Annotated in this window: 27 protein-coding genes; 24 read left to right on the top strand and 3 right to left on the bottom strand. The window is 30.6% G+C overall.

From position 1 onward, the window contains the following. Positions 1 to 26 precede the first annotated feature (26 nt). The 23 genes from ABD963_RS05875 to ABD963_RS05765 all read left to right on the top strand — a co-directional run bounded on the left by ABD963_RS05875 (position 27) and on the right by ABD963_RS05765 (position 18656). Positions 27 to 890, top strand: a complete 864-nt coding sequence (locus ABD963_RS05875) for an SDR family oxidoreductase (protein ID WP_345276026.1) — start codon at positions 27 to 29, stop codon at positions 888 to 890. A 19-nt stretch (positions 891 to 909) separates the two neighbouring features. Continuing rightward, positions 910 to 1278 carry a hypothetical protein gene (locus ABD963_RS05870; protein ID WP_345276025.1) on the top strand — a complete coding sequence of 123 codons (369 nt, stop codon included), beginning with the start codon at positions 910 to 912 and terminating at the stop codon, positions 1276 to 1278. Positions 1279 to 1289: 11 nt separating this feature from the next. After that, positions 1290 to 1907, top strand: coding sequence for a CatB-related O-acetyltransferase (locus ABD963_RS05865; RefSeq protein ID WP_345276024.1), 618 nt, complete (start codon positions 1290 to 1292; stop codon positions 1905 to 1907). Positions 1908 to 2100: 193 nt separating this feature from the next. Then, a complete protein-coding gene (locus tag ABD963_RS05860) occupies positions 2101 to 2745 on the top strand; it encodes a hypothetical protein (RefSeq protein ID WP_345276023.1) in 645 nt (214 codons plus the stop codon). A 32-nt stretch (positions 2746 to 2777) separates the two neighbouring features. After that, complete coding sequence (locus ABD963_RS05855; protein ID WP_345276022.1) at positions 2778 to 3383, top strand: hypothetical protein; 606 nt, start codon at positions 2778 to 2780, stop codon at positions 3381 to 3383. Between the two features lie 45 nt (positions 3384 to 3428). Next, entirely contained in the window at positions 3429 to 4565 is a 1137-nt protein-coding gene (locus tag ABD963_RS05850; protein WP_345276021.1) for a serine hydrolase domain-containing protein, read from the top strand. A gap of 370 nt (positions 4566 to 4935) precedes the next feature. After that, positions 4936 to 5517 carry a Crp/Fnr family transcriptional regulator gene (locus ABD963_RS05845; protein ID WP_345276020.1) on the top strand — a complete coding sequence of 194 codons (582 nt, stop codon included), beginning with the start codon at positions 4936 to 4938 and terminating at the stop codon, positions 5515 to 5517. A gap of 88 nt (positions 5518 to 5605) precedes the next feature. Continuing rightward, on the top strand, positions 5606 to 6085 hold the full coding sequence (locus tag ABD963_RS05840; protein ID WP_345276019.1) for a YybH family protein: 480 nt from the start codon (positions 5606 to 5608) through the stop codon (positions 6083 to 6085). A 28-nt stretch (positions 6086 to 6113) separates the two neighbouring features. Beyond that, positions 6114 to 6491, top strand: a complete 378-nt coding sequence (locus ABD963_RS05835) for a DoxX family protein (RefSeq protein ID WP_345276018.1) — start codon at positions 6114 to 6116, stop codon at positions 6489 to 6491. A 216-nt stretch (positions 6492 to 6707) separates the two neighbouring features. After that, positions 6708 to 7922 (top strand): serine hydrolase domain-containing protein, encoded by a 1215-nt coding sequence (locus ABD963_RS05830; protein WP_345276017.1) that lies wholly within the window; start codon positions 6708 to 6710, stop codon positions 7920 to 7922. A 191-nt stretch (positions 7923 to 8113) separates the two neighbouring features. Continuing rightward, a complete protein-coding gene (locus tag ABD963_RS05825; protein WP_345276016.1) occupies positions 8114 to 8494 on the top strand; it encodes a VOC family protein in 381 nt (126 codons plus the stop codon). A 133-nt stretch (positions 8495 to 8627) separates the two neighbouring features. Beyond that, complete coding sequence (locus ABD963_RS05820; protein ID WP_345276015.1) at positions 8628 to 9113, top strand: YybH family protein; 486 nt, start codon at positions 8628 to 8630, stop codon at positions 9111 to 9113. 334 nt (positions 9114 to 9447) lie between these two features. Continuing rightward, a complete protein-coding gene (locus tag ABD963_RS05815) occupies positions 9448 to 10128 on the top strand; it encodes a DUF6090 family protein (RefSeq protein WP_345276014.1) in 681 nt (226 codons plus the stop codon). A 203-nt stretch (positions 10129 to 10331) separates the two neighbouring features. Further along, entirely contained in the window at positions 10332 to 11087 is a 756-nt protein-coding gene (locus tag ABD963_RS05810) for a DUF6090 family protein (protein WP_345276013.1), read from the top strand. A gap of 171 nt (positions 11088 to 11258) precedes the next feature. Continuing rightward, positions 11259 to 12065: a sterol desaturase family protein gene (locus ABD963_RS05805; protein WP_345276012.1), complete on the top strand. Its 807-nt coding sequence runs from the start codon at positions 11259 to 11261 to the stop codon at positions 12063 to 12065. 216 nt (positions 12066 to 12281) lie between these two features. Further along, positions 12282 to 12749: a hypothetical protein gene (locus ABD963_RS05800; RefSeq protein WP_345276011.1), complete on the top strand. Its 468-nt coding sequence runs from the start codon at positions 12282 to 12284 to the stop codon at positions 12747 to 12749. A gap of 475 nt (positions 12750 to 13224) precedes the next feature. Then, on the top strand, positions 13225 to 14040 hold the full coding sequence (locus ABD963_RS05795) for a DUF5694 domain-containing protein (RefSeq protein ID WP_345276010.1): 816 nt from the start codon (positions 13225 to 13227) through the stop codon (positions 14038 to 14040). A 188-nt stretch (positions 14041 to 14228) separates the two neighbouring features. After that, positions 14229 to 14597, top strand: a complete 369-nt coding sequence (locus ABD963_RS05790; protein ID WP_345276009.1) for a DUF2200 domain-containing protein — start codon at positions 14229 to 14231, stop codon at positions 14595 to 14597. 49 nt (positions 14598 to 14646) lie between these two features. Further along, a complete protein-coding gene (locus ABD963_RS05785) occupies positions 14647 to 15048 on the top strand; it encodes a hypothetical protein (RefSeq protein ID WP_345276008.1) in 402 nt (133 codons plus the stop codon). Positions 15049 to 15209: 161 nt separating this feature from the next. After that, positions 15210 to 15956 (top strand): DUF3667 domain-containing protein, encoded by a 747-nt coding sequence (locus tag ABD963_RS05780; RefSeq protein ID WP_345276007.1) that lies wholly within the window; start codon positions 15210 to 15212, stop codon positions 15954 to 15956. A gap of 174 nt (positions 15957 to 16130) precedes the next feature. Continuing rightward, positions 16131 to 17069, top strand: coding sequence for a TerC/Alx family metal homeostasis membrane protein (locus ABD963_RS05775; RefSeq protein WP_345276006.1), 939 nt, complete (start codon positions 16131 to 16133; stop codon positions 17067 to 17069). Positions 17070 to 17233: 164 nt separating this feature from the next. Next, positions 17234 to 17983: a DUF6090 family protein gene (locus ABD963_RS05770; protein ID WP_345276005.1), complete on the top strand. Its 750-nt coding sequence runs from the start codon at positions 17234 to 17236 to the stop codon at positions 17981 to 17983. A 190-nt stretch (positions 17984 to 18173) separates the two neighbouring features. Beyond that, a complete protein-coding gene (locus ABD963_RS05765; RefSeq protein WP_345276004.1) occupies positions 18174 to 18656 on the top strand; it encodes a lipocalin-like domain-containing protein in 483 nt (160 codons plus the stop codon). A 6-nt stretch (positions 18657 to 18662) separates the two neighbouring features. Here ABD963_RS05765 and ABD963_RS05760 read toward each other — a convergent pair whose 3' ends face one another. Beyond that, on the bottom strand, positions 18663 to 19340 hold the full coding sequence (locus ABD963_RS05760; protein ID WP_345276003.1) for a DUF4386 domain-containing protein: 678 nt from the start codon (positions 19338 to 19340) through the stop codon (positions 18663 to 18665). A gap of 241 nt (positions 19341 to 19581) precedes the next feature. Between ABD963_RS05760 and ABD963_RS05755 the strand changes: the two genes are divergently transcribed. Further along, positions 19582 to 20031 (top strand): hypothetical protein, encoded by a 450-nt coding sequence (locus ABD963_RS05755; RefSeq protein ID WP_345276002.1) that lies wholly within the window; start codon positions 19582 to 19584, stop codon positions 20029 to 20031. 167 nt (positions 20032 to 20198) lie between these two features. Here ABD963_RS05755 and ABD963_RS05750 read toward each other — a convergent pair whose 3' ends face one another. Both ABD963_RS05750 and ABD963_RS05745 read right to left on the bottom strand, forming a co-directional pair. Beyond that, entirely contained in the window at positions 20199 to 20753 is a 555-nt protein-coding gene (locus ABD963_RS05750) for an OsmC family protein (RefSeq protein ID WP_345276001.1), read from the bottom strand. Positions 20754 to 20876: 123 nt separating this feature from the next. Continuing rightward, on the bottom strand, positions 20877 to 21743 hold the full coding sequence (locus ABD963_RS05745) for a helix-turn-helix domain-containing protein (RefSeq protein WP_345276000.1): 867 nt from the start codon (positions 21741 to 21743) through the stop codon (positions 20877 to 20879). Positions 21744 to 21769: the final 26 nt, after the last annotated feature.

Genomic DNA, 21769 nt, shown 5'->3' with positions numbered 1-21769 from the left:
AATTAATAATCAAAAAACGAACAGTTATGAGTAGATATAAAAACATTTTATTAGCAGGTGCCACAGGTTATTTAGGGTATTATGTATTAAACGCCTTAATTGAAAACCAAAATCAAGTTCTTGCCATTGTACGAAATCCAAATAAACTAAAAAATAATAACGAAAATTTTTTAGAGGTTAAACAAGCAGAAGTAACAAAATCTGACACCTTACGTGATATTTGCAAAGGAATAGATACAGTAATATCTACAGTAGGTATAACAAGGCAAAAAGATGGGTTGACATATTTAGATGTAGATTATAAAGCCAATATGAATCTGCTGGAAGAAGCAAAAAAAGCAGGTGTAAAGCATTTTGTTTACGTTTCAGCAATCAATGGTAATAAATATCGGAATTTAAAAATATTTGAAGCCAAGGAAAAGTTTGTTGATGCCTTAAAATCTTCAGGACTAAACTATACCATAATTAGACCCAACGGTTTTTTTTCAGATATGAAAGATTTTTTGCAAATGGCAAAATCGGGTCGGGTTTATTTGTTTGGCTCGGGTAATCAAAAATTCAACCCAATTCACGGTAAAGATTTGGCAACATTTATTGTGGATAATCTAGAGGAAACCAATAAAGAATTTACCATTGGTGGACCCGATGTGTTAAGTCTTAACGATATTAGTAAATTGGCTTTAAATGCTTTGAACAAACCTATAAAAATCATTCATTTACCAGATTGGATGAGAAAACTAACTATTTGGAGTTTAAGAACCTTTACTAGTGTAAAAACCTATGGGCCCATTGAGTTTTTCTTAACCCTTATGGCAGAGGATAATATAGCACCAACATATGGAGAGCACCATTTAAAGGATTTTTATGTTCAAGAAGTTAAAACGATTTGAGTATAGTAAAAACATCACAATGAAATTATCTCAGAAAATCGCTCTGATTATTATTGTTGCCTACTGCATATTTCACGTACTGATTTTACTTCAAATCATTTCATACACTATAGTTTGGGGTGGTAAAATAAAATCTATTTCAGAAATGTATATTTTGGAAGGCGTGTCATTAATTATAATGCTGTTTATAGGTTTAATTCTTTCTATGAAAAGCAGACTGGTAAAACCAATTTTTACAGCTAAAACCATAAAAAGAATACTATTGTTTTTTGCTTTCTTTTTTATGTTAAACACTATTGGTAATCTTTTAGCAGAAACCATAATTGAAAAATGTCAGGCTATCATAACCATATATTTAGCCGTAGTATTTTATAAATTATCAAAATAAATGAAGTCTCTATGAAAGCACCCAACCCAAACACCCTATTTCCGTTACCCAATTATAAAAAACTTTGTTTTTTAAAGAATCATATTAACAATCAGAATATTATAGTGGGTGACTATACTTATTATGATGATTTTGAAGACGTTTCAAACTTTGAGAAAAATGTAAAATATCATTTTGATTTTATTGGAGACAAACTCATTATAGGTAAGTTTTGTATGATTGCTTCAGGTGCAACATTTATTATGAATGGTGGTAATCATTTAACAGAAGCCTCAACAGCATATCCATTTGCCATTTTTGGTGGTGCTTGGCAAGATGCTATGGAAGGTAAAACCTATCCAACCAAAGGTGATACCATAATCGGTAATGATGTTTGGATTGGTCACGATGCTACCATTATGCCAGGTGTTTATATTGGTGATGGTGCAATAATAGCATCAAAAGCAGTGGTGACAAAAAACGTAGAACCTTACACTATTGTTGGGGGTAATCCTGCTAAACTAATTAAAAAGCGGTTTTCTGAAGATACCATTTCAAAACTATTACAGTTAAAATGGTGGGATTGGGAGATTAAAAAAATTACTGAAAATGTAGAAAAGCTTACCTCTAATCCTGAAGCCTTGCTATAAGATAATAACCTTAGAACTAATAAAAGACTTAACAATCAAAATGTTAGGTCTTTTTTATTTACAAATGGAATAGCAACTAAAAGTACTGAATTGTAAAAAGGTTTCAAATTATAATTCAAAACGATTGCCTCTAGAATCTAACGAATCTTTGCAGTGTAAATTTTGTATTCATAAAAACTAAAAACAAATTAAAATGAAAAAACTAGTATTTATCGGATTAACACTTTGCACACTAAGTGTTTTTGCACAAAACAACAAGAAATTAGTATCAGACAATGCTAAGGAATTCAAATACAGAGTCAGCTTTCCAGCAATTATCTTAGGAAACATTGGTAAGGGTGGAGAAAGAACCAATACCCAACATATCGAACTTCATGTAAAGCGTGAATTAGATTCAAAAAATATTGTTGGTGTAAAATTTGCTACTTGGCGATTGTTTCAACCCATGGGCATTCAATGGCGGGATGGACTTCTTGATAAAATAGATTCTGAAACTGAATTTTATCCTGGCTACTTGCATGAAACGGGAGTTGGTATCTCGTATCAACGTATGCTTTGGAAAGGACTATTTGCAACTGTAGAAGTCTTACCGCTTTATAAAACCTATAAAGATTTAAACAATAAAAAAATCACAAATGGTTTTAAACTCTACAACTCATATCATTTGGGCTATCATTTTGCTTTTGGTAAAAAGAAACAATTTTTTATAGAACCACAGTTTCATTGTAATGTATGGCATTTTGATTCAAAAACACCACAAGCTTTTAAAGAACTAGATAAGAAATGGAAAAACTACTTCCTTTTTGAACCAAACCTTTACATAGGATTTAAATTTTAAAAAAAATAATTAATAGAAAAAAAGTAATAAAAATGAGAACAAGAAATAAACAAATAAGATTTACAATACTACTTATATCATTAACATTATGCACTATGGTAGTAACTGCACAAAACAATTCAATAAATGAAACAATTTTTAAACCCGATGGCTTTATGTTTGAGTTTAGTTTAGGTGGTGGTGTAATTGGTGTAGAAGACAGCCAAGGCATTCAAACTTTCGACAAATCTCAAGGTGCGTTAAGTTTTCCTGAATTAAAGTTTGGGTATATGTTAAACGATAACTTAGCAATAACTGCTTCTATGCCAGGTATGATTTATGAATTTAATAACAACGACAGGCATTTTGGAGGTTTCATTCCCTCAATACAATATTGGGTAAAGGATCGTTGGTGGATACACGGAGGTGTTGGATTGGCGATTGACTCACCTGCACTTTACGATATAAAAGACAATGTTAATGATGATTGGAATTTTGGCTGTGCAGTTATGGCCAGTACAGGATATGAGTTTTACAAAAAGAAAAACTTTGCATTGAATGTGCAATCCAAAGTAGTAATGGGTAGAACCTTTTTAGATGGTGATGTACATAGAGATGCGGTAACATTCAATATAGGTTTGGGCTTCAGTTGGTTCTAATATTTAGGTGTAACTTTATAGCTAATTCTATCAAATTAAAATGATATGCGAAATATAGTAACTATTACATTCCTGTTTAGTTTCTTAATAACAGTTTCTGGGCAACAATCTATAGATAATGATATTGCGCAACGATTTAGAACAGAGTTAGAAAAAGAATCTATAAAAAGTGCATTTCTTCATATATACTCAAAATCTAAAGAGATAAATATCCAGTTGGTACAAAGTAAAAATGCTGACGAAGATGCTTTAAGTATCAATAGTCCCTTTTACACAGCCAGTATTACCAAAATGTTAACGGCTACTTCAATTGGGATTCTAAAGGATATGGGGAAATTAGATTTTGATGATAAGATAAGTAAGTATTTGCCAAAATCTCTACTCAAAAAAATGCACTTTTTTAATGGTAAAGATTACACCAATGCAATTACAATTGCTAATTTATTACAGCATTCTTCGGGTTTACCCGATTATTTTACTGACGTAACAATTGATGGTAGCCCAAATATTATCAATCAATTACTAGTAGATACCAATAGGCTTTGGACGCCTTATGAAATGATTGAATTTACTAAAGAAAAAATGAAACCTCATTTCATACCTGGTCAAAGTTATCAGTATACAGATACGGAATATGTGCTTTTAGCTTTAATAATTGAAAAAGCAAGTGGTCTATCCTATAATGCGTTTTTAAAAAAACATATTTTTCAACCTCTTGGGATGAATGATTCTTACATTAATTTAAAATCTTCAGCTATAAAAAATCAATTACCCATAGCTAAGTTTTATGTAGGTGACATTGAACTATCATCCATCAAAAGTTTAAGTGCAGATTGGGGTGGTGGTGGATTGGTATCTACAACAAAAGACCTTATAACTTTTTTAGAAGCTTTCAATGCAGATAAAATTGTAAAAAATAATACACGTCTAGCAATGCAAAGTTGGATTGATGAAACTGTTGGAATGGAATACGGATATGGGATTAGAAAAGTATCATTCAATGACTTATATAAATTAAACACGGACCTTCAGCTTATTGGTCATACAGGAAGTACCGCCTCTTTCTTATGGTATTGCCCAGAAATAGATACGTATATAGCAGGTACTCTAAATCAGTTAGAGGCTTCAAAAAGTACAATCCGGTTAGTATATGACGTACTTAACATCATGCAAAACAATTAGTATTATGAGATTATTGAATAAAAAAACCATTTACTTTAGCATTATTATATGCCTATTGTGTACTAGTTTAGTTGCACAAATATCAAAAAAAAATGATTGGAAAAATAATCTTGAAATTTATAAAAAAGGCAGAATAGTAGATAACAAAAACTAATAGTAGAAAACGACTGTATATACTCAAGCCCTTATTATTATATATGATTTTAAATTAATAAGGGAACACTATTGCCAACACCGTATATAATTTATTGCTTTGTTCTCGCCTACTTCTGAAAATCCTCCCAAACTTTCAATTCGGTTTTTATTTGCTAAATTACGTGCTTAACCACACATCTAAACATATAAAATCCCGCTATAGGTAATCAAAAAAATGAACACAGAAACAATCACGAAATACTTTTCCAATATTCTACCTCTTGAAAATGAGGAAATAGATGCTATAAAAAAAGTGTTTAAAGAACGTCGAGTTAAACGAAGACAATTTATTCTTCAAGAAGGTGATGTTTGCACACTAAACACATTTGTGGTTGAAGGTTGTTTTAGAATGTATTTTGTTGATGAAAAAGGTAAAGAACATAACATTCAATTTGCAGTGGAGAATTGGTGGATTGGTGATATTGGAAGTTTCCATTCAGAGGAACCAAGTAAATTATATATAGCGGCTATTGAGAATTCCGTTATTCTTCAAATAAAAAAACAAGACCAATTAGACTTGTTTGTCAATCATCCAAAATTCAATCAAATATTCAGAGTCTTTACAGAAAATGCTTTGGTAACATACCAAAGACGTGTTTTACAAAATATTAGTTCGACTGCCGAAGAACGCTACCTCGATTTTTTGAAACGTTATCCCTTTTTCTTTAACCGTATTTCGAATGTTCAAATCGCATCTTTCTTAGGTGTAACGCCAGAATTCTTAAGTACAATTCGAAAAAAAATTGCAAAATCTTAAGATACATTAAGAGTCTTTCTTTAAGTACCTTATAGGTAAATCTTACCATTCCATCCCATCTTTGTAATATTAATAATCAATACTATAAATGATGAAACAATTAGCAATTATTTTAATGGCAATTACCATTTTAAGTGCTTGTCAAAACAAATCAGAAAATTTAACTAAAAACTCAAGAGCCATGGAAAAATTAGCAAAACAAGAAATCGAAAGTTTATTAATGACCTACAAAGGAACACTGAATACTTCAAACGCAGAAAAAGCAACGTCACTATATACAAAAGATGGAATTTTTATGCCAAGTGGTGCGCCTTCTGCTATTGGCACTGAACAAATAAAAGGTGCATATAACTTCGTGTTCTCGCAAATACAATTGAACATAGAATTTTACATAGAAGAAATCACAATAGAGAACTCACTTGCATATGCAGTGACAAGCTCAAAAGGGTCGACCTTAATTCATGCAACAGGTGAAACAGTAACAAAAGAAAACAGAGAGTTATTTGTTTTTGAAAAAGAAAATGGAACTTGGAAAATAGCGCGTTATATGTTCAATAAAACAAAATAATCGAATCAACAATTTTAAAACCTTAAAAATGAAAAAAATAATTTTTAATATAAGTGAAATCGCTAAATATCTATATGCAACACCATTGGTAATTTTCGGACTGTTCCACTTTTTGAATGCCAGTGCATTGGTAGGAATGGTTCCAATACCCGGAGGAGTATTTTGGATATACCTGACAGGATTATCATTAATTTTAGCGGGAGTTAGCATCATAATCCAAAAACTGGATGAGTGGTCTAGTTTTTTACTAGCAGTATTACTTTTGGTGTTCGTGTTAACGATTCACTTACCAGATGTAGTTGCAGGTGGAGAAATGGCACAAATGTATATGACAAATTTATTAAAAGACCTTGCTTTAGCAGGTGGTGCATTAATATATTGGAACTCGAAAAAATTAAATATATAATCTCTTTAAAGTCGCTATATAACAGAATTATTTTAAATTGGATAGCTAAATCTGAAAAGACTACCTACAACAATGTATATAAAAAATAGCAGTTAAGAGCTAAACCGAAGTTTGGTTCTTTTCTGTTATCTTTGTTTCAAACCGAAAAATAGAGCAAATAAATCTGCTACTTTTCATATAAAATACCTTTGAAGCCAAAAAATCCAAAAACATTAAATGAAAAGATGCCTGAAAATTATATCACTCACAGTACTTTCATTTGTACTAATCCTCTTAGTGATTCTATCTATTCAATTTACACCTACCTATGTTTATCGACTTATAAGGATGAATGTTCCTGATGTTTATGATTATAAGAACTTTGAAAATCACGAGATTCAGGGAGCAAAAAGCACCAATACATTCATTTTTCAGCATAAGGATAAATATGTTGAATCACTATTTAGTGAGCTGGTTACTAAAACCGGATTTAATAGCTTTGAAGAGTGGGCTATTGAGTCGCAAACCACTGCACTAATTGTTATAAAAAAAGATACCATTATTTATGAGAATTACTTTAATGGCTTTAACCGAGATTCCTATTTCCACTCTCAATCTATGGCCAAGTCATTTATTTCATTTTTAATTGGAGCTGCTATTGATGATGGTCTTATAACAAGCATAGATGACCCAATAACAAAATATGTTCCTGAGCTTTTGGAAAGGGATGAGCGCTTTAGAAAAATAACCATCAAAAATTTACTTGAAATGCGTTCTGGACTTGAATACAATACAAGTCTTATTCCTTTCACTAACATTCATTCTCCTTGGCATGATGAAGCGGTTGGCTACTACCACCCTAATGTGCGAAAGCTGCTGCTTGACAACGTAGAAATTTCATCCGAACCGGGAAGAGATTTTCAATATGCCAATTATAATACAAGCTATTTGGGATTGATTATTGAAAGAGCTACCAATCAATCTGTTTCCAAATATCTTGAACAGAAATTGTGGTCAAAAATAATGGAGTATGATGCCCTTTTCTCTATCGATAGTAAAGAGTCCAACTTTGAATATATGCCAAGTCGATTAATTGCACGGGCAATTGATTATGCACGATTTGGTAAGCTTATGCTCAATGAAGGAAATTGGTATGGTAATCAAATAATATCAAAAGATTGGGTTTTAGAATCTACCCGAGAAAACAAATCTATTCCCCGTGATATCTATCCAAGATGGTTTGGAAGAAGCGACAAAAGAATTTTTTATAAGTATCAATGGTGGGGTCATGTTAATAAAGACAGTACTTACCATTTCTATGCAAACGGAAACCTTGGACAGAATATTTACATTATACCTCATAAAGAAACTGTAATCGTTCATTGTGGCAATTCACTTCAATATTATAGTAGTGATTTTGATTTATGGCATGTTGCTTTACTATTGGATTAGAAATAAATAGAAGCAATGACTTGAAACAAAAACTGGCTGTAACAATGGCTGTAGGTAATAACTTGTTCTAAATCACTTCTGAAAATCCTAGCGGATTTTCTATTCGGTTTGTATTTGCTACATTAGGGGTTTAAGCACGCAACTAATCTTATACAAACGTGTTGCGAGCAATGTGAACCAAACGAGAAAAAATGAATTTGAACCAAATAACAGTTCCTTCATTGGATTTAACAAAATCAATCCCCTTTTATGAAAAATTGGGACTTAAATTAATTGTGAAATCTCTACCACATTACGTTCGATTTGAATGTCCAAATGGAAACTCGACCTTTTCAATTCATCAAACGGACGAATTGCCAAAGGGAGATGGTATCTATGTGTATTTTGAATGCGATAATCTTGACGAGGTAGTTGACAATTTAAAAAGAAAAGGAATTGAATTCGACCAAGAACCAACCGACCAAAGTTGGTTATGGAGAGAGGCTAGACTAAAAGACGTTGACGGAAATCAACTCATATTATTTTATGGTGGAGAAAACCGACTAAACCCGCCTTGGCGAATCGAAAAATGAAAATGAATAAAAAACTTCGTACAACAATATGTAACAGCAAGGTTTTAAACAAAATATGTAACTTTAATCCCGTAGCATCCTTATTCACATATAGGTTGGCAATAATTTTGAATAATCTAAAAAATTTTAAAATATGAGAATGTCTATAATTCTTTTGTTTGTCCTGATTCTTTTTTCCTGTAACGATATGAACAATACAGGTAAACCAGAATCGTCTAATGTCAATACCATTGATATTAAAGCAGAATTAGCATCCATAGAAAAAACTCGTCAGACATTTATGAAAGCTGTTAAAGAAAGTGATGGCGAAACCGTTGGTAAAATGGTGACAAAGGATGTTAAGACTATTTCACCTGGAAGCAGTGATTGGAGTGAAATGTATAAGATTAGTAAAAATCAAGGTCCATTCCCCTACGACAGTATCAATATGTTCCCTAAAGAAACAATAATTGCTTCCGATAGTATTGCTTATGACTTTGGCGTTAGTCATGTATACTACACGAATAGTGAAGGAAAGGTTGTTGAATTGAAAGATAACTTTTTGGCCATATTAAAAAAAGGTAAGGATGGCATTTGGAGACTTCATCGAGAGGTTGCATCATCAAATGTTACCGAATGATATTAGTTTAATCAAATAACAACTTTTACAAAAAATGATTATAAGTAACTGCTTTTTTAATAGTGACTTACGTACATTCTTAAAGCATATTCTATCTTTGATTTAATTGCTAAATTAGGCGCTTAACCATGACACTAACTATGTATAAGGTCGTTACCCTTCATTACAACCAATCGCCATCCCATGATAGAACTCTTTAGATTATCGATACTCAATTTTTTGCGACAAAATCGAATATCCATTGGATATTTCATTGAGATAACCGCTTGCGGACAAACTAAATGCTTAAATTAGATTTATGATTAAGTTTTTTAGAAAGATTAGATACGACCTTATGGAGAAAAATAAAATTGGAAAATATCTAAAATATGCTATTGGAGAAATTATTCTTGTCGTTCTTGGAATTTTAATCGCTCTACAGATTAATAATTGGAATGAGACAAGAAAAGATAGAATAAAAGAACAATTGTTTTTACATAAATTAAGTCTAAACTTGATTGATGACATATCTTCACTTAAAAATATTTTACACTCCGATAGCTTATTACTTCAAGACTTAAATATTTTATCTAATGAAATTCTAACAGTTAGTAATCCAAAGGAATTGTCATTTGTTAATAATTCTAGATATAAGTACTTTAAGTTTTCTGCCAATACATCTTTATATGATAATATGGTTTCAACAGGACAAATTGGATTATTTAGAAATGATTCTATTTTCGATGAGTTAACCAATTATTATAAAAAGGCAACACAAATGAATAATGGAATTGATGAGTCATTAAAAAATTACTCAAGAGAAATTGAATCGTTTTATCTAAAATTTGACCATTTCAGGGATGAAAAAGAATTACCTAAAAAAAATATAGAAGATTATAGGAATGAACCATTTATATTAAATTCTCTTTATGGAAAATATAATCTTTTGACCTTTCAAATTAGAAATTACAATTCTCTGTTGACTGACTGCAAATCGCTTCTGACAATTGTGGAATCAGAAATTGAGAAAAAATAACGAAAACACGACAATATTTATAATTCATTGCTAGTAATGGCCCATATACAAAAATCCTTGCGACCTCATGTTGACAAACCAATAACCCATGATAAAATTCTTTAGATTATCTAAACTTAATTTTGTGTAACAAAATCGAATGTCTTTTGGATATTTCATTGAGATAACCGCTTGCGGACAAACTAAATGCTTAAATTAGATTTATGATTAAGTTTTTTAGAAAAATTAGATACGACCTTATGGAGAAAAATAAAACTGGAAAGTATCTCAAATATGCCATTGGAGAAATAATTCTTGTTGTTATTGGAATTTTGATAGCACTTCAAATTAACAATGCGAATGAAAATAGAAAGTCAGTGGTTCAAGAGCATTTGTACCTAGAACGTCTGCTATCAGAAAACAAAGAAGATATTAATACTTTTAAAAATAATATTTCTGATTTAGAAAAAGGGATTAAAACAATTGAAAATTTATCCATTAAATTAAATTCTTCTAAAGCAACTGATAGTTCAATTGTTTCTGCAGCGAATGATTTTCTTGTTTATGGGAGTATCTATCCCATTTTTTCGTCATCCACATCGACTTTTGACGACCTTTCAAGTACAGGAAATTTAAAAGTGATTCAAAACACAATACTTCGTGACAAATTAGTCAAACATTATGCTTTACATAAAGAAATAGCAGAATCAGTTAGAATTAGCACAGAATGGGCTTTGCCTAACGATGCGCCATTTACCTATAACAATAATGTAATGAGATTTGAACCTACATCAGCATTTCTTTTTGGAGAACAAAATTTATTGGAACATGCAAATCATTTAAGAAATAAAAAGATTGAATATATTAATAATGCTGCTATACATTTCTGGATTAACAAAGATGCAATAGCAAAACTTAAAAGACTAATTTCAGAAACTAATAAAATTATTTACTTGATTGAGGATGAACTTAAAAAATAATGAAAGCACAACACCGATTATAATTAATTACTTGTTTATTAACGACTTACGAAAATTCCGCTTGAATTTTCTACCCGTGATTCGTTTACTAAATTAGGTGCTTAAAAAACGCAACTAAACCATGGTCAAACACCATGTGGGTCATCCAGTAAAAACATAAAACTAACATCAATGAGCAATATTATAGATAGCCTAATAAGTATCAACACAGATAAAATGTTCGTGGTATTACTTGCAATTTTCTTTACTATCGAGCAATTATTAGAAAAGGGAACGGCTATTAAGAAAAATAGCATACATCTTTTTCATAGTATTATTTTGCAGGCAGGATACATCATTTTGAACGTACTGATTGCATCTATTTTTGTCTTTATATTTGACTGGGTTACTGTTAATAATATGGGTTTACTCAATCAAATTGAATTACCATACATAATAAAAATTATTGCGGGAATTATCGCCATTGATTTTATAGGTTATTGGGCACATCGCCTTAATCATACATGGCATTTGTTTTGGCGCTTACATAGAGTACATCATAGCGATACAAAAATGGACAGTTCAACTTCATTTAGAGCACATCCTTTTGATGTCGTGCTTGATAATGCTTCCGTTTTAGTAGCTGGAATTTTTTTTGGTTTAGATATAAAAATAATTATTTTTCGTTGGATTCTTTATATGCCATTATTCGTATTGCATCATGTTAGTTTTGGTTTTCCGAAATGGGTTGACTCATTTTTTGGAAAAATATTCGTGACACCAAATTTTCATAAAGTACATCATCATCAATACCAAGAATACACAGATTCCAATTACGGAAATATGTTTATTATTTGGGATAAACTATTTGGCACTTTTAAAGAATTACCTGTTGATAAAATCAAATATGGATTGATTGAATTTGAAGGCCCCAATAAACAAAGCTTTTGGTATTTATTGGTTAGTCCATTTATAAATATTAAACGTCTTGATAAATAAAATACTGAATTAATTAAAAAACACGAACACATAATGCCATGCATAATAAACGGCTAGTCCTCGCCTCCTTATGAAAATCCTCAGGGATTTTTAGTTTGGTGTGGCCTTACAAAGTTATGTGATAACCCGCGCAACTACTCTTAACCGAGACCGTTGTTGTATATTTTGATGCTATCATTTACATATTATAGCATGCTATCAAAAAATATCTTTTTTATGAAAAAACTATTTATACTAATTATTAGCTCATTCTGTTTCAATGTAATCGTAGCTCAAACTAATGCTATAAAAATTACAAATTTAAACACACACAAAGAGAAAATTATTAAAGAAAATAAAAGAATAAAACTAAAAACTATAGATGGAAAAATAATTAAAGGTCGTTTTAAATTAGAAAATGATATCATTATTATTGATGATATTCAAATCAATTTAACTGAAATTGATGAATTAAAACGGAATCCTCTTTTGACGTCTATCCTGACCTCTGGATTTCTCATTTATGCCGGAGCTTTAACAGCTGGTTTTGGTGTTCTAATTGGAGTATTAATTGATTCAACGGCATTTTGGTTGACTATCCCAGCAGCTGGAATGATATATGCTGGAATAAAATCACCAAATCTGAATAAAAATCACAAAATAGAAAAGGGTTGGAAATTTGAAAAAATATCGATACCTAAATAAAAAGTGCTGCAAAAAGGCGTATAATTAATTCCTTTAGCCCTTGTTTATTTGAAAATTCCTTCGGAATTTTCAAGTGTTCGTTTTTGTTTACAAAACAAGTTGTTATAACACGCAACTTTAAGGGAATCTGTATATCCCTTTCACCAAAAAGCCAAAGATGATATTGCAGTATTGACATATGATAAACGTGGGGTTGGACAATCTGCTGTAGTTTATGCTGGCCCAGAGGTAGGAACTAATAATATTAGTGTTGAAAATCTAAATCTATTACAAATTTTAGCAGTTTAGCCATAGTTTGTTTTATAGCGAAGTACCAATTCCTACCCCGAAATCAATACGAATTCCTCGCAACTAAGGACATACGAAAATGTTATACATAATGGCTTACAACACATGTAATTCATTAAAAATTAAGTACTTTCATTAAAATGTAACCAAATTCGAAATTTCATCGTCATATCCTTAAAACAATATCATGAAAACATATTTCCTTTTTAGTGTCGCTTTTTTAATTAATTTATCATTTTCCTACAGCCAGCCGGAAATTTTCAATCAAGATAAACCAACAATAGCTATACTTGGATCGTTTCACTTCGCCGGATCTTCTGATTTAATCGCTTTAAAAGTTGATGATTTAAAATCGGAAAAAAGACAAAAAGAGATTTTGGATCTTGTTGAGGCTCTTGCAAAGTTTAAGCCCACTAAGGTGATTTTAGAGTATCCATATGGTAATAACAAATTGGACTCTTTATATCAGCAATATATCAAAGCAGAGCATGATTTATCCATAAATGAAAGACAACAAATAGGATTTAGATTAGCCCATAAAATGAACCATATAAATATTTATTATGCCGATCATCAAATGAATTTACCTTTCAATGAATTAATGACATTCCTTCAAGAAAATGGAAGAATGCAAGAATTTCAAAAGTTACTGGATTTCATGAAAACTGAAGTTCTAAGTTCGATGCAGAATACTTATGACAATTCTACTTTAAAAGAATACTTTATTTGGTTAAATAGTGATAAACAAGACAAAATGAATAAAAATTTATATTTAAAAAATGTAAATATTATGGGATCTGCAAATAATTATATAGGAACGGATGTGGTCACCAAATGGTGGGAAAGGAATTTTAGGATTATGAGAAATATAGATGAAATAGCAGAACCAAATGATAGAATTTTAATTCTTTTCGGACAAGGCCATACCGCTTTACTTAAAGATTTTTACAAAGATAGAGATGATATCGTATTTGTAGATATCCTGAATTACTTAAAAAATTAGTTTAAAATATTTTGTCATGTTAATTGTAATGGCTCTAGTATTCATAACCTGTATGATTCTTGCTTACCTCCTACTTCAATTTAAATTTATATATTTAAACAACTGATTGGCTAAAATGGGAAATCCTGTAGATTCTCAATCACACAAATTAAACGCAATCAAATTAGCAACAATTAAATCAAAAAATAATGAAAGTTACAGCTGAAAAAAACAAACAAGTTGCCCAAATGACATTTGCATCTGTTTACCCTCATTATATAAGCAGGTTAGAGAAGAATGGCAGAACAAAAGAAGAATTTCACCAGGTTATAGAATGGCTAACAGGATTTGATGAAGATAAAATACAAGAATTAATAGATGAAAAAGCAACTTTTGAAACCTTTTTTCAAAAAGCAGAATTGAATCCCAAAGCACACCTCATTAAAGGGGTAATATGTGGTTATCGTATTGAAGAAATACCCGATGAATTTGAATTATATAGAAAATGTAGATATTTGGATAAGCTATATGATGAATTAGCAAAAGGTCGTAAAATGGAGAAAATTTTACGAACATAATTGAAATAAATACGGGTGCTAACAACGTGTATAATGGATAGCAATAGATATGAGAAACACAAAAAGAAATGCAGTTTTAAAGTTTTGGCAAGAAATCGTTTTTATCTTATTTATTGGTTTGCTGTTATATGAAATCACAGAATATGCATTACTTGGTCAAACAATAGATAGATGGGATGTATTTCTAATTTGTTTACTTATTCCACTGTTTATAGGTCTAATCGGTCAATTCTTTTGGATAAAAAGGACATTGGCCATCGCCTTATCCTTCCTTTTGGGATTTGGCTCAATAGTTTTTATTTTTATGGCTCTATATTCATTGGCCTTAACAAGCACGAAAATTACACAAGCCATTTCAATGTTGATTTTGGGAATATTCTTGTTTTTTGCGGCGATTACAATGCCTAATAAAAGTATATACAATCTGAATTTAGACAAAACCAAAAGCTGATTACACACCATATTTTGGTAGGCTAAAGTGTGTAAAAGCCTACGAATAAACTTTCTTTTAAAATATTCTAGTTATGATTTATTTGTTAAATTAGTTGTGTAACCATGTAACCAACCATATAACAAAGCTTTGTCAATAAATTAAATAACCAATTAATAACAATGATTTGCAAAAATTGTGATTTCGATTTTAATGGGAAGTATTGCCCCAATTGTTCACAAAGTGCAAAAGCAAATTCAAGGCTAACATTTAAAAATATAATTGGTGATTTTTTAGATACCGTTTTTAATTTAGACAAAGGGTTTATTTATACATTTTGGAACTTACTCAAAAAACCTGGTTTTGTTACACGAAGTTTTATAAATAGCAAACGCAAAAATTTCACGAACCCTGCCAAATACCTCATAATAACAACAGCGATACAAGCACTTTCCGAATATATCATAATGTATGAAGATCAAGGTGTGCCTTTTACAAGATTCTTCTTTCTTCCCAGTGAAATCAACGAAAGTATGCATTTGTGGAATGAAACTCTGACTCTTGACTACCCAATTCTTTTTGGAATTATAAATCTAATGGTTTGGCCCATTCCACTTTATTTTCTATTTAAAAAATTGAAGAACAACATTCCCGAACTCATAGCAACCATGATGTATTTCTATGGCACGATTGTAATTCTTATTCAGATAATGGCTTTTGTATACGTTCCTACAGCGGGGAAAAATCTACCTATCGAGCTAGTTAGTTTATTGGCTACAATTTATATGTTATATGCCTTGATGTCATTTTATAAGAAAGGTAGCATTTCCTGGCGAATACCGAGAATAATCATAGCGATGCTGTTTCTTTTAACCTTTCGGTTGTTCATCTTGCCATTTATGTTGGCTTTCTTTTTCCCATTAAATTAAAAAACTATTGTTAACGGGGTGCATAGTTAATTGCTTCGGTATGGGCTTATTTTGAAAATTCCTTATAAATTTTCTCGAGTTCGAATTTGTTCACTACATTAGTCGCTTAACCACACAACAAATAATAAACAAACGCATTGGCAACAAACTAAAAAACAAGAACTTAAAAAAAATATGGAGAAAGCTTTGCCCTGGATTGTCCTAATTTCTTATGTGATCCTTCTATTACTAATTGATTTTTTCGTTTTGCATAAAAAAAACCGAATCACTTCGGTTAAAAAAGCCATATTTGAAACTATTTTCTTTGTCGCAAATGCATTGATTTTCGTCTTCTTTATTTATTGGTTTTATGAGAATAATATTGTCGACAATAAAAACAACCTTGAACCAATACAAGCTGTAGTAAAATACTTAACAGGATATATTATTGAACTATCTTTGAGTGTTGATAATCTATTCGTAATAGCTATGATCTTTACATCATTTAAAATACCCTTACAATATCAACACAAATTACTTTTTCTTGGCATTCTTGGAGCTATATTATTTAGAGCTATTTTAATAAGTGTTGGCATAATTCTGATTAACAAAGTTCACGGAATGAACATTATATTTGGTTTATTTTTATTGTTCACAGCTCTAAAAATGCTAAAAAAAGAAGCTGAACATAAAGAAGTTGAGGAGCCTAAAGGTATCGCAAAATTATTGCGATTTAGTAAGGAATTATACGGAGGAAAATATATAGTAAAAGTAAATGGTAAATTAATTTTTACCGCACTTTTTGGAGCTTTAATCACAATTGAATTTACAGATTTGCTTTTTGCTTTGGACAGTATTCCTGCCATTTTTGCGGTTACCACTGATCCTTTTATAGTTTATAGTTCTAATATATTTGCGATAATGGGTTTAAGGTCACTTTATTTTTTCCTTTCTAATATGTTAGAGAAATTTATTTATCTAAAATATAGTGTATTTTCAATTTTAGTCTTTGTGTCACTCAAATTAATTACAGCAAATTGGGTTGATATTCCAGAATGGTTCTCATTACTTTTTATTGGAATTTCTCTCGCAATTGGAATTTATATATCTACTTTGAAAATAAAAAAGGAATAAAGCCAATAGCCCATAACGTGCATATTTAATTGCTAGTCAAGTGTTAACTTAGAAAAATTTATGAATTGACATTTGATTAATTTTCTTTTGTTAACTTAGTTCTTACCAACGCAAACTAATCGCACGCAAAACCGTTTTACTTCATTATAACTAACTACAAACCAATGATAAAACTCTTTAGAAATATTCGTAAAACACTAATTAATGAGGGCAAAACATACAACTACATTAAATACGCTATTGGTGAAATTATTTTAGTGATGATTGGTATCCTACTGGCTTTACAAATAAATAATTGGAATGAAAACAGAAAAGATACTCTAAAAGAAGTTGCGAATCTTAAAAGTCTAAAATCTGAATTAGAAATTTCTCTTGAAGAATTGAAATCAGATTACAAGGCCACTGAATTATATCATAATTCAGCATTAAAAGTCCAAAATTACATAAGGAATATACCACAAATATCTGATTCGATGCACTTAGATTTCTATTTAAGTTTCCAAATATCTAATTTTTACCCAAAAACATCAACATATGAAACTTTTAAAAATGGTAATTTAGAATTGATTAAATCTGATTCCTTGAAGATTCTCATTACGGATATTTATGAGGCTGGTTATAAGCGAATATTGTCCAGATATAATACGACAAGAATCTCATCCAGAATGAATTACTATCAAGAACATTTTAGAATCACTTCAAACGCTAAACCTAATGAAGGCCTCTTACAATTACGAAGATCGTTCAAAGCTATCCCAAATAACTACGAATTTTTAATGAATGACCCTAAATTTGAATCAATAATTTCCGAAACAATTTATGTTGGAAGTCTTCTATTGAGAGATTTTGAAAATACCATTGAGGTTGTAAAAAAAGGAATTTCTGAAATTGAAGATTATTTAAAAACAAAATAGAAAATAAAATAACTAATGACAGTAATACCATGGCTTCAAGTTATTGTTGGTTCTACCTTACTTCTTAAAATCCTTATGGATTTTTGTTTCATGTGTATTATAAGAACTGAACTTAACCCCAAAAAACTATAAACAAAAGCCTTTTTAATCATTTAAAAATATGACATTGAAATATCTATACTTTACCATTATGATGTTACTTATTTCCTGTAAACAAGAAAATAAAACATCTGATTTTGATAAATTCTCTGGAAGATGGACTCTGGATATTGTAGAAACCCAAGCGGATTCAACTTCAATCTGGGAGCCTAGAGAAGATCATTACAAAAACCGAAATGGATTTATTATTTATGATGGTAAAGGTGGTATGGGGGTGCATCACGTGACTGAAAATTACGACGAATACGAATTTGAGGGAAGTGGCGGTCTCGATAGCCTCACTGTTAAAGACTTAAGACATTTAGCTGACAACTTTGTATATTTTGGAAAGTATCGGGTTAATGATTCACTAAAAATTATTGAACATCATATTGAATCAGCCAATTTTCAAACCATAATAGGGACTATTGCTAGAAGAGAATATGCTTTTTCAGGCGACACATTAATTCTTTCGCCAATTACTAAAAAATATCCTAAGTCCAGACTCAAATGGATAATTCTAAAGGACAATTAGAAATTTTCAAACAACAAAAGCTCGCTTTGAAAACCCTTTTATTAATAGCCATATCGTAAAAGATAATTCACCCGCAACTCCAGTTAATATAACAATCGCTTCATAATAAGATTGAAAATCGCTATAGTTAGCTACATATAACTTCGCAAAACCATCTACAAAATAACCCACAGCGGCTAGTATTAATAAAAAACTCATCCATGTTGGTATAACATGGGATTTGAAAGCCAAAAAGCCAAGTAGTAATAAATGGACACCAAAAAATAACAAACCAATAGTCCATTGTTTATTAAATTCAACCAACAAATTAATAACAGTGCTTTGCAATTCAAGAGCATATGTTGTTGCCATAGTAACTTGATAAACCTGAATTAATTTAACCATAGCAATTGCAAAGAATACAGCATGAAATCCTCGAAATAAGGATGCTAAATATGATATCGTTTTATGGGTTGATTTTGTAAATTTAAATAATGACCAAATCAAAAATATATCTGAAATCAGCATAACACAAAATCCAAACAATCCATTTCTAAACTGGATGGAATTATCAAATATATTGAGGGTTGTTTCGGCACTATTATTAATATCAACCAATGTTTCTAGAATAGCAAAATTTGCATAAAACCCAAAAATGAATATTAATAGATATGCGATTCCTGAAATTCTTGCATATGTTCTCATAGTGTCATCCTTTAAAAAACAACACAAAAATATTAATGTTTAGGAGACTATAAATTGATTTTAGTTAAGAACTGAAAAAAATGGCCGTAAAAAATGGTAAAACTAGATACAGTGCTTATAATTATTTGCTTCAGACAACCTCTCGGGAAATTCTTCTTCAGTATATTATCTTTGAGCTACATCAGAAAATCTTTAAGGCTTTTAACAACCAAACGAGAACAACTCGTGAACAATTGTAAAAATGTATAAAAGGAAGATATTTTTTTATAGCGCTCTGGTTTTGACTTTAACCATTATTACACTTTTGGGTACTGGTTCTTCTTTACTCACGATAACTTTAGATAAAGACCATTTAATTCCCTATGGAACTCTAACAACTTGGACTGGAATGATTTCATTACCCTTAACAATTTATTGGGGTGTTAAAGAGCTGAGAAAGCCCACTAAAAAATTGAATAGAACTCTCTCTTATGTGCTCAAAATAATTGTCATTTTAGGGATTCTTTGGGTGCCAATATCGTATTTACTGGCGGGAAACCTTTCCTTCTCATTTTCAGAAAAAGAAACCTTTCAGGGTGGACAGTTAGCCATGCAATGGTTTTGGCGATTAAGCTATGTTATTGGAATTGGAGCCATTCTAACGTTAATTATATACTGGATTTCTCTAATTTTCAAAAAGAAGAAAGGTTAGCCAATAAGTGATAACCGAAAACCAAGGTTATTCTTATTAATTGACCATAGTTCACAATACTTACCTTCCAGAATACATAAAATACAAATTAAATATGACAAAAAAATCTCAGAAAACTCTTCCTTTCTGAGATTTTTTTGTCATTAAGTATTACCAAAGGAAAGCTCTTATTTCATGGTTACTCGAACATCAGTTGGATTTAAGATTGTGTTATAAATAGGAGATTGCATTGCTAAACCAAGCAATTCTTGTTTTTGTTCTTCGCTAACACCTTCAACCTCAAACGCTACTCTAATTTGTTGGCTTCCTTTTTCAATAGATGGATCTAAACCTAAAAATCCTTGTAAGTCAAAATCACCTTCAACACTAGATGAAACGCTTGAAACTTCAATACCATGAGCAGATGCTAATAATATCATTGACGTAGTCATACATCCTAACAATCCGTGTAAAATAACCTCCGCAGGATTTGCACCTTTATTCTCACCTAATAAAATTGGAGGCTCATCATTATCATACACAAATGGTACTTCGCGAGAAGTATCTTCTTGACAGGCTCCATAAAAACCTTGTATAGTACTTCTGTTGTGTCCTCCTGTTATCCAATTGTTCTTTGCACGTAATTTAAATTTTGCAATTTCTGGGTTTTGTTGAATGGCACTTACTGTGTTAGAAATACCTTCTAAACTAAATCCGTTAAGTTTTTTTGCTAATGTTTCCATTTTTAAAGTTTTAAAATTAATAATGATGCAAATCTATAGCGTCTTAAACTCTTAAGTTTTTCTTAAAAGGCCATTTTTTTTGTTTAAAAGTTCAAATGAAAAAAAAAGGGAAATATGTAATTTTTAAACCTTTATGAAGAGCTTTCGATATTGGTTTGGAGGATATTTATAGTGTTTTTTGAAACTACTGTTAAAGTGTGAAATATTTTTAAACCCACTCTCAAAACAAACATCATTGATGTTTAAATCCAAATTATTAAGTAAGGTTCTTGCATATTCTAATCTTTTATTATTTAACCATTTCCCCGGCGTTAATTTAAAATATTGCTGAAAATCTCTTTTGAAAGTTGATAGGCTTCTTCCACATAACCTGGCATATTCTTCAATTTTAAGGTCATAATGGAAATTTTTAAGCATTGTTTCTTCAACATTTATTTTCTGCTCTTGTTTTAAAGATTTGAAAAAAGAAAGTAAATTTTTATTGGCTGGATTCAATAGTACATTGTAAAGCAACTCATTAAATTTTATCTCAACCAATTCTTTAGGAATATTATTTTGATTTAAATAACTGAAAATTGAGAGAATTAATGCTTTTAGCGAATCAGTAACGTTAATATTAAAAATTTGAGTTTCTACGTTATGAATATCATTTTGTTTAAACATCTCTGGATTTCTATCCATGAAGCGTTTAATAAAGTCCTCCGTTATAAAAAATACGATGGTGCAGTAATCTTCTTCAAAATACTGTTTCGTGTTGTAAAGTCCTCTTTTAAAAAAAAGAGCCTCTCCTGCTCTTATAGTATAGGTTTTATTAATTGATGTCCAGTCTTTTTTACCGCTTATAACATAACTTAAAAAAGGTGTGTCTGTCCACATTTTAAATTTGTCAGAATCGAGCGGACATTTATATTCAACAAACAAATAATCATCCCCAATAAGTTTACTATTTGTTGGATACTTTAAGAAAAAATCGTGTAACTCGAGAGACATACTTACAAATTTAGAAATTTATATTA

It is taken from the genome of Litoribaculum gwangyangense (assembly GCF_039543505.1).
GTDB classification, from domain to species: Bacteria; Bacteroidota; Bacteroidia; order Flavobacteriales; family Flavobacteriaceae; genus Litoribaculum; species Litoribaculum gwangyangense.
The sequence above is the reverse complement of the archived record's forward strand: the minus strand, read 5'-3'. Positions and strand labels throughout refer to the sequence as shown.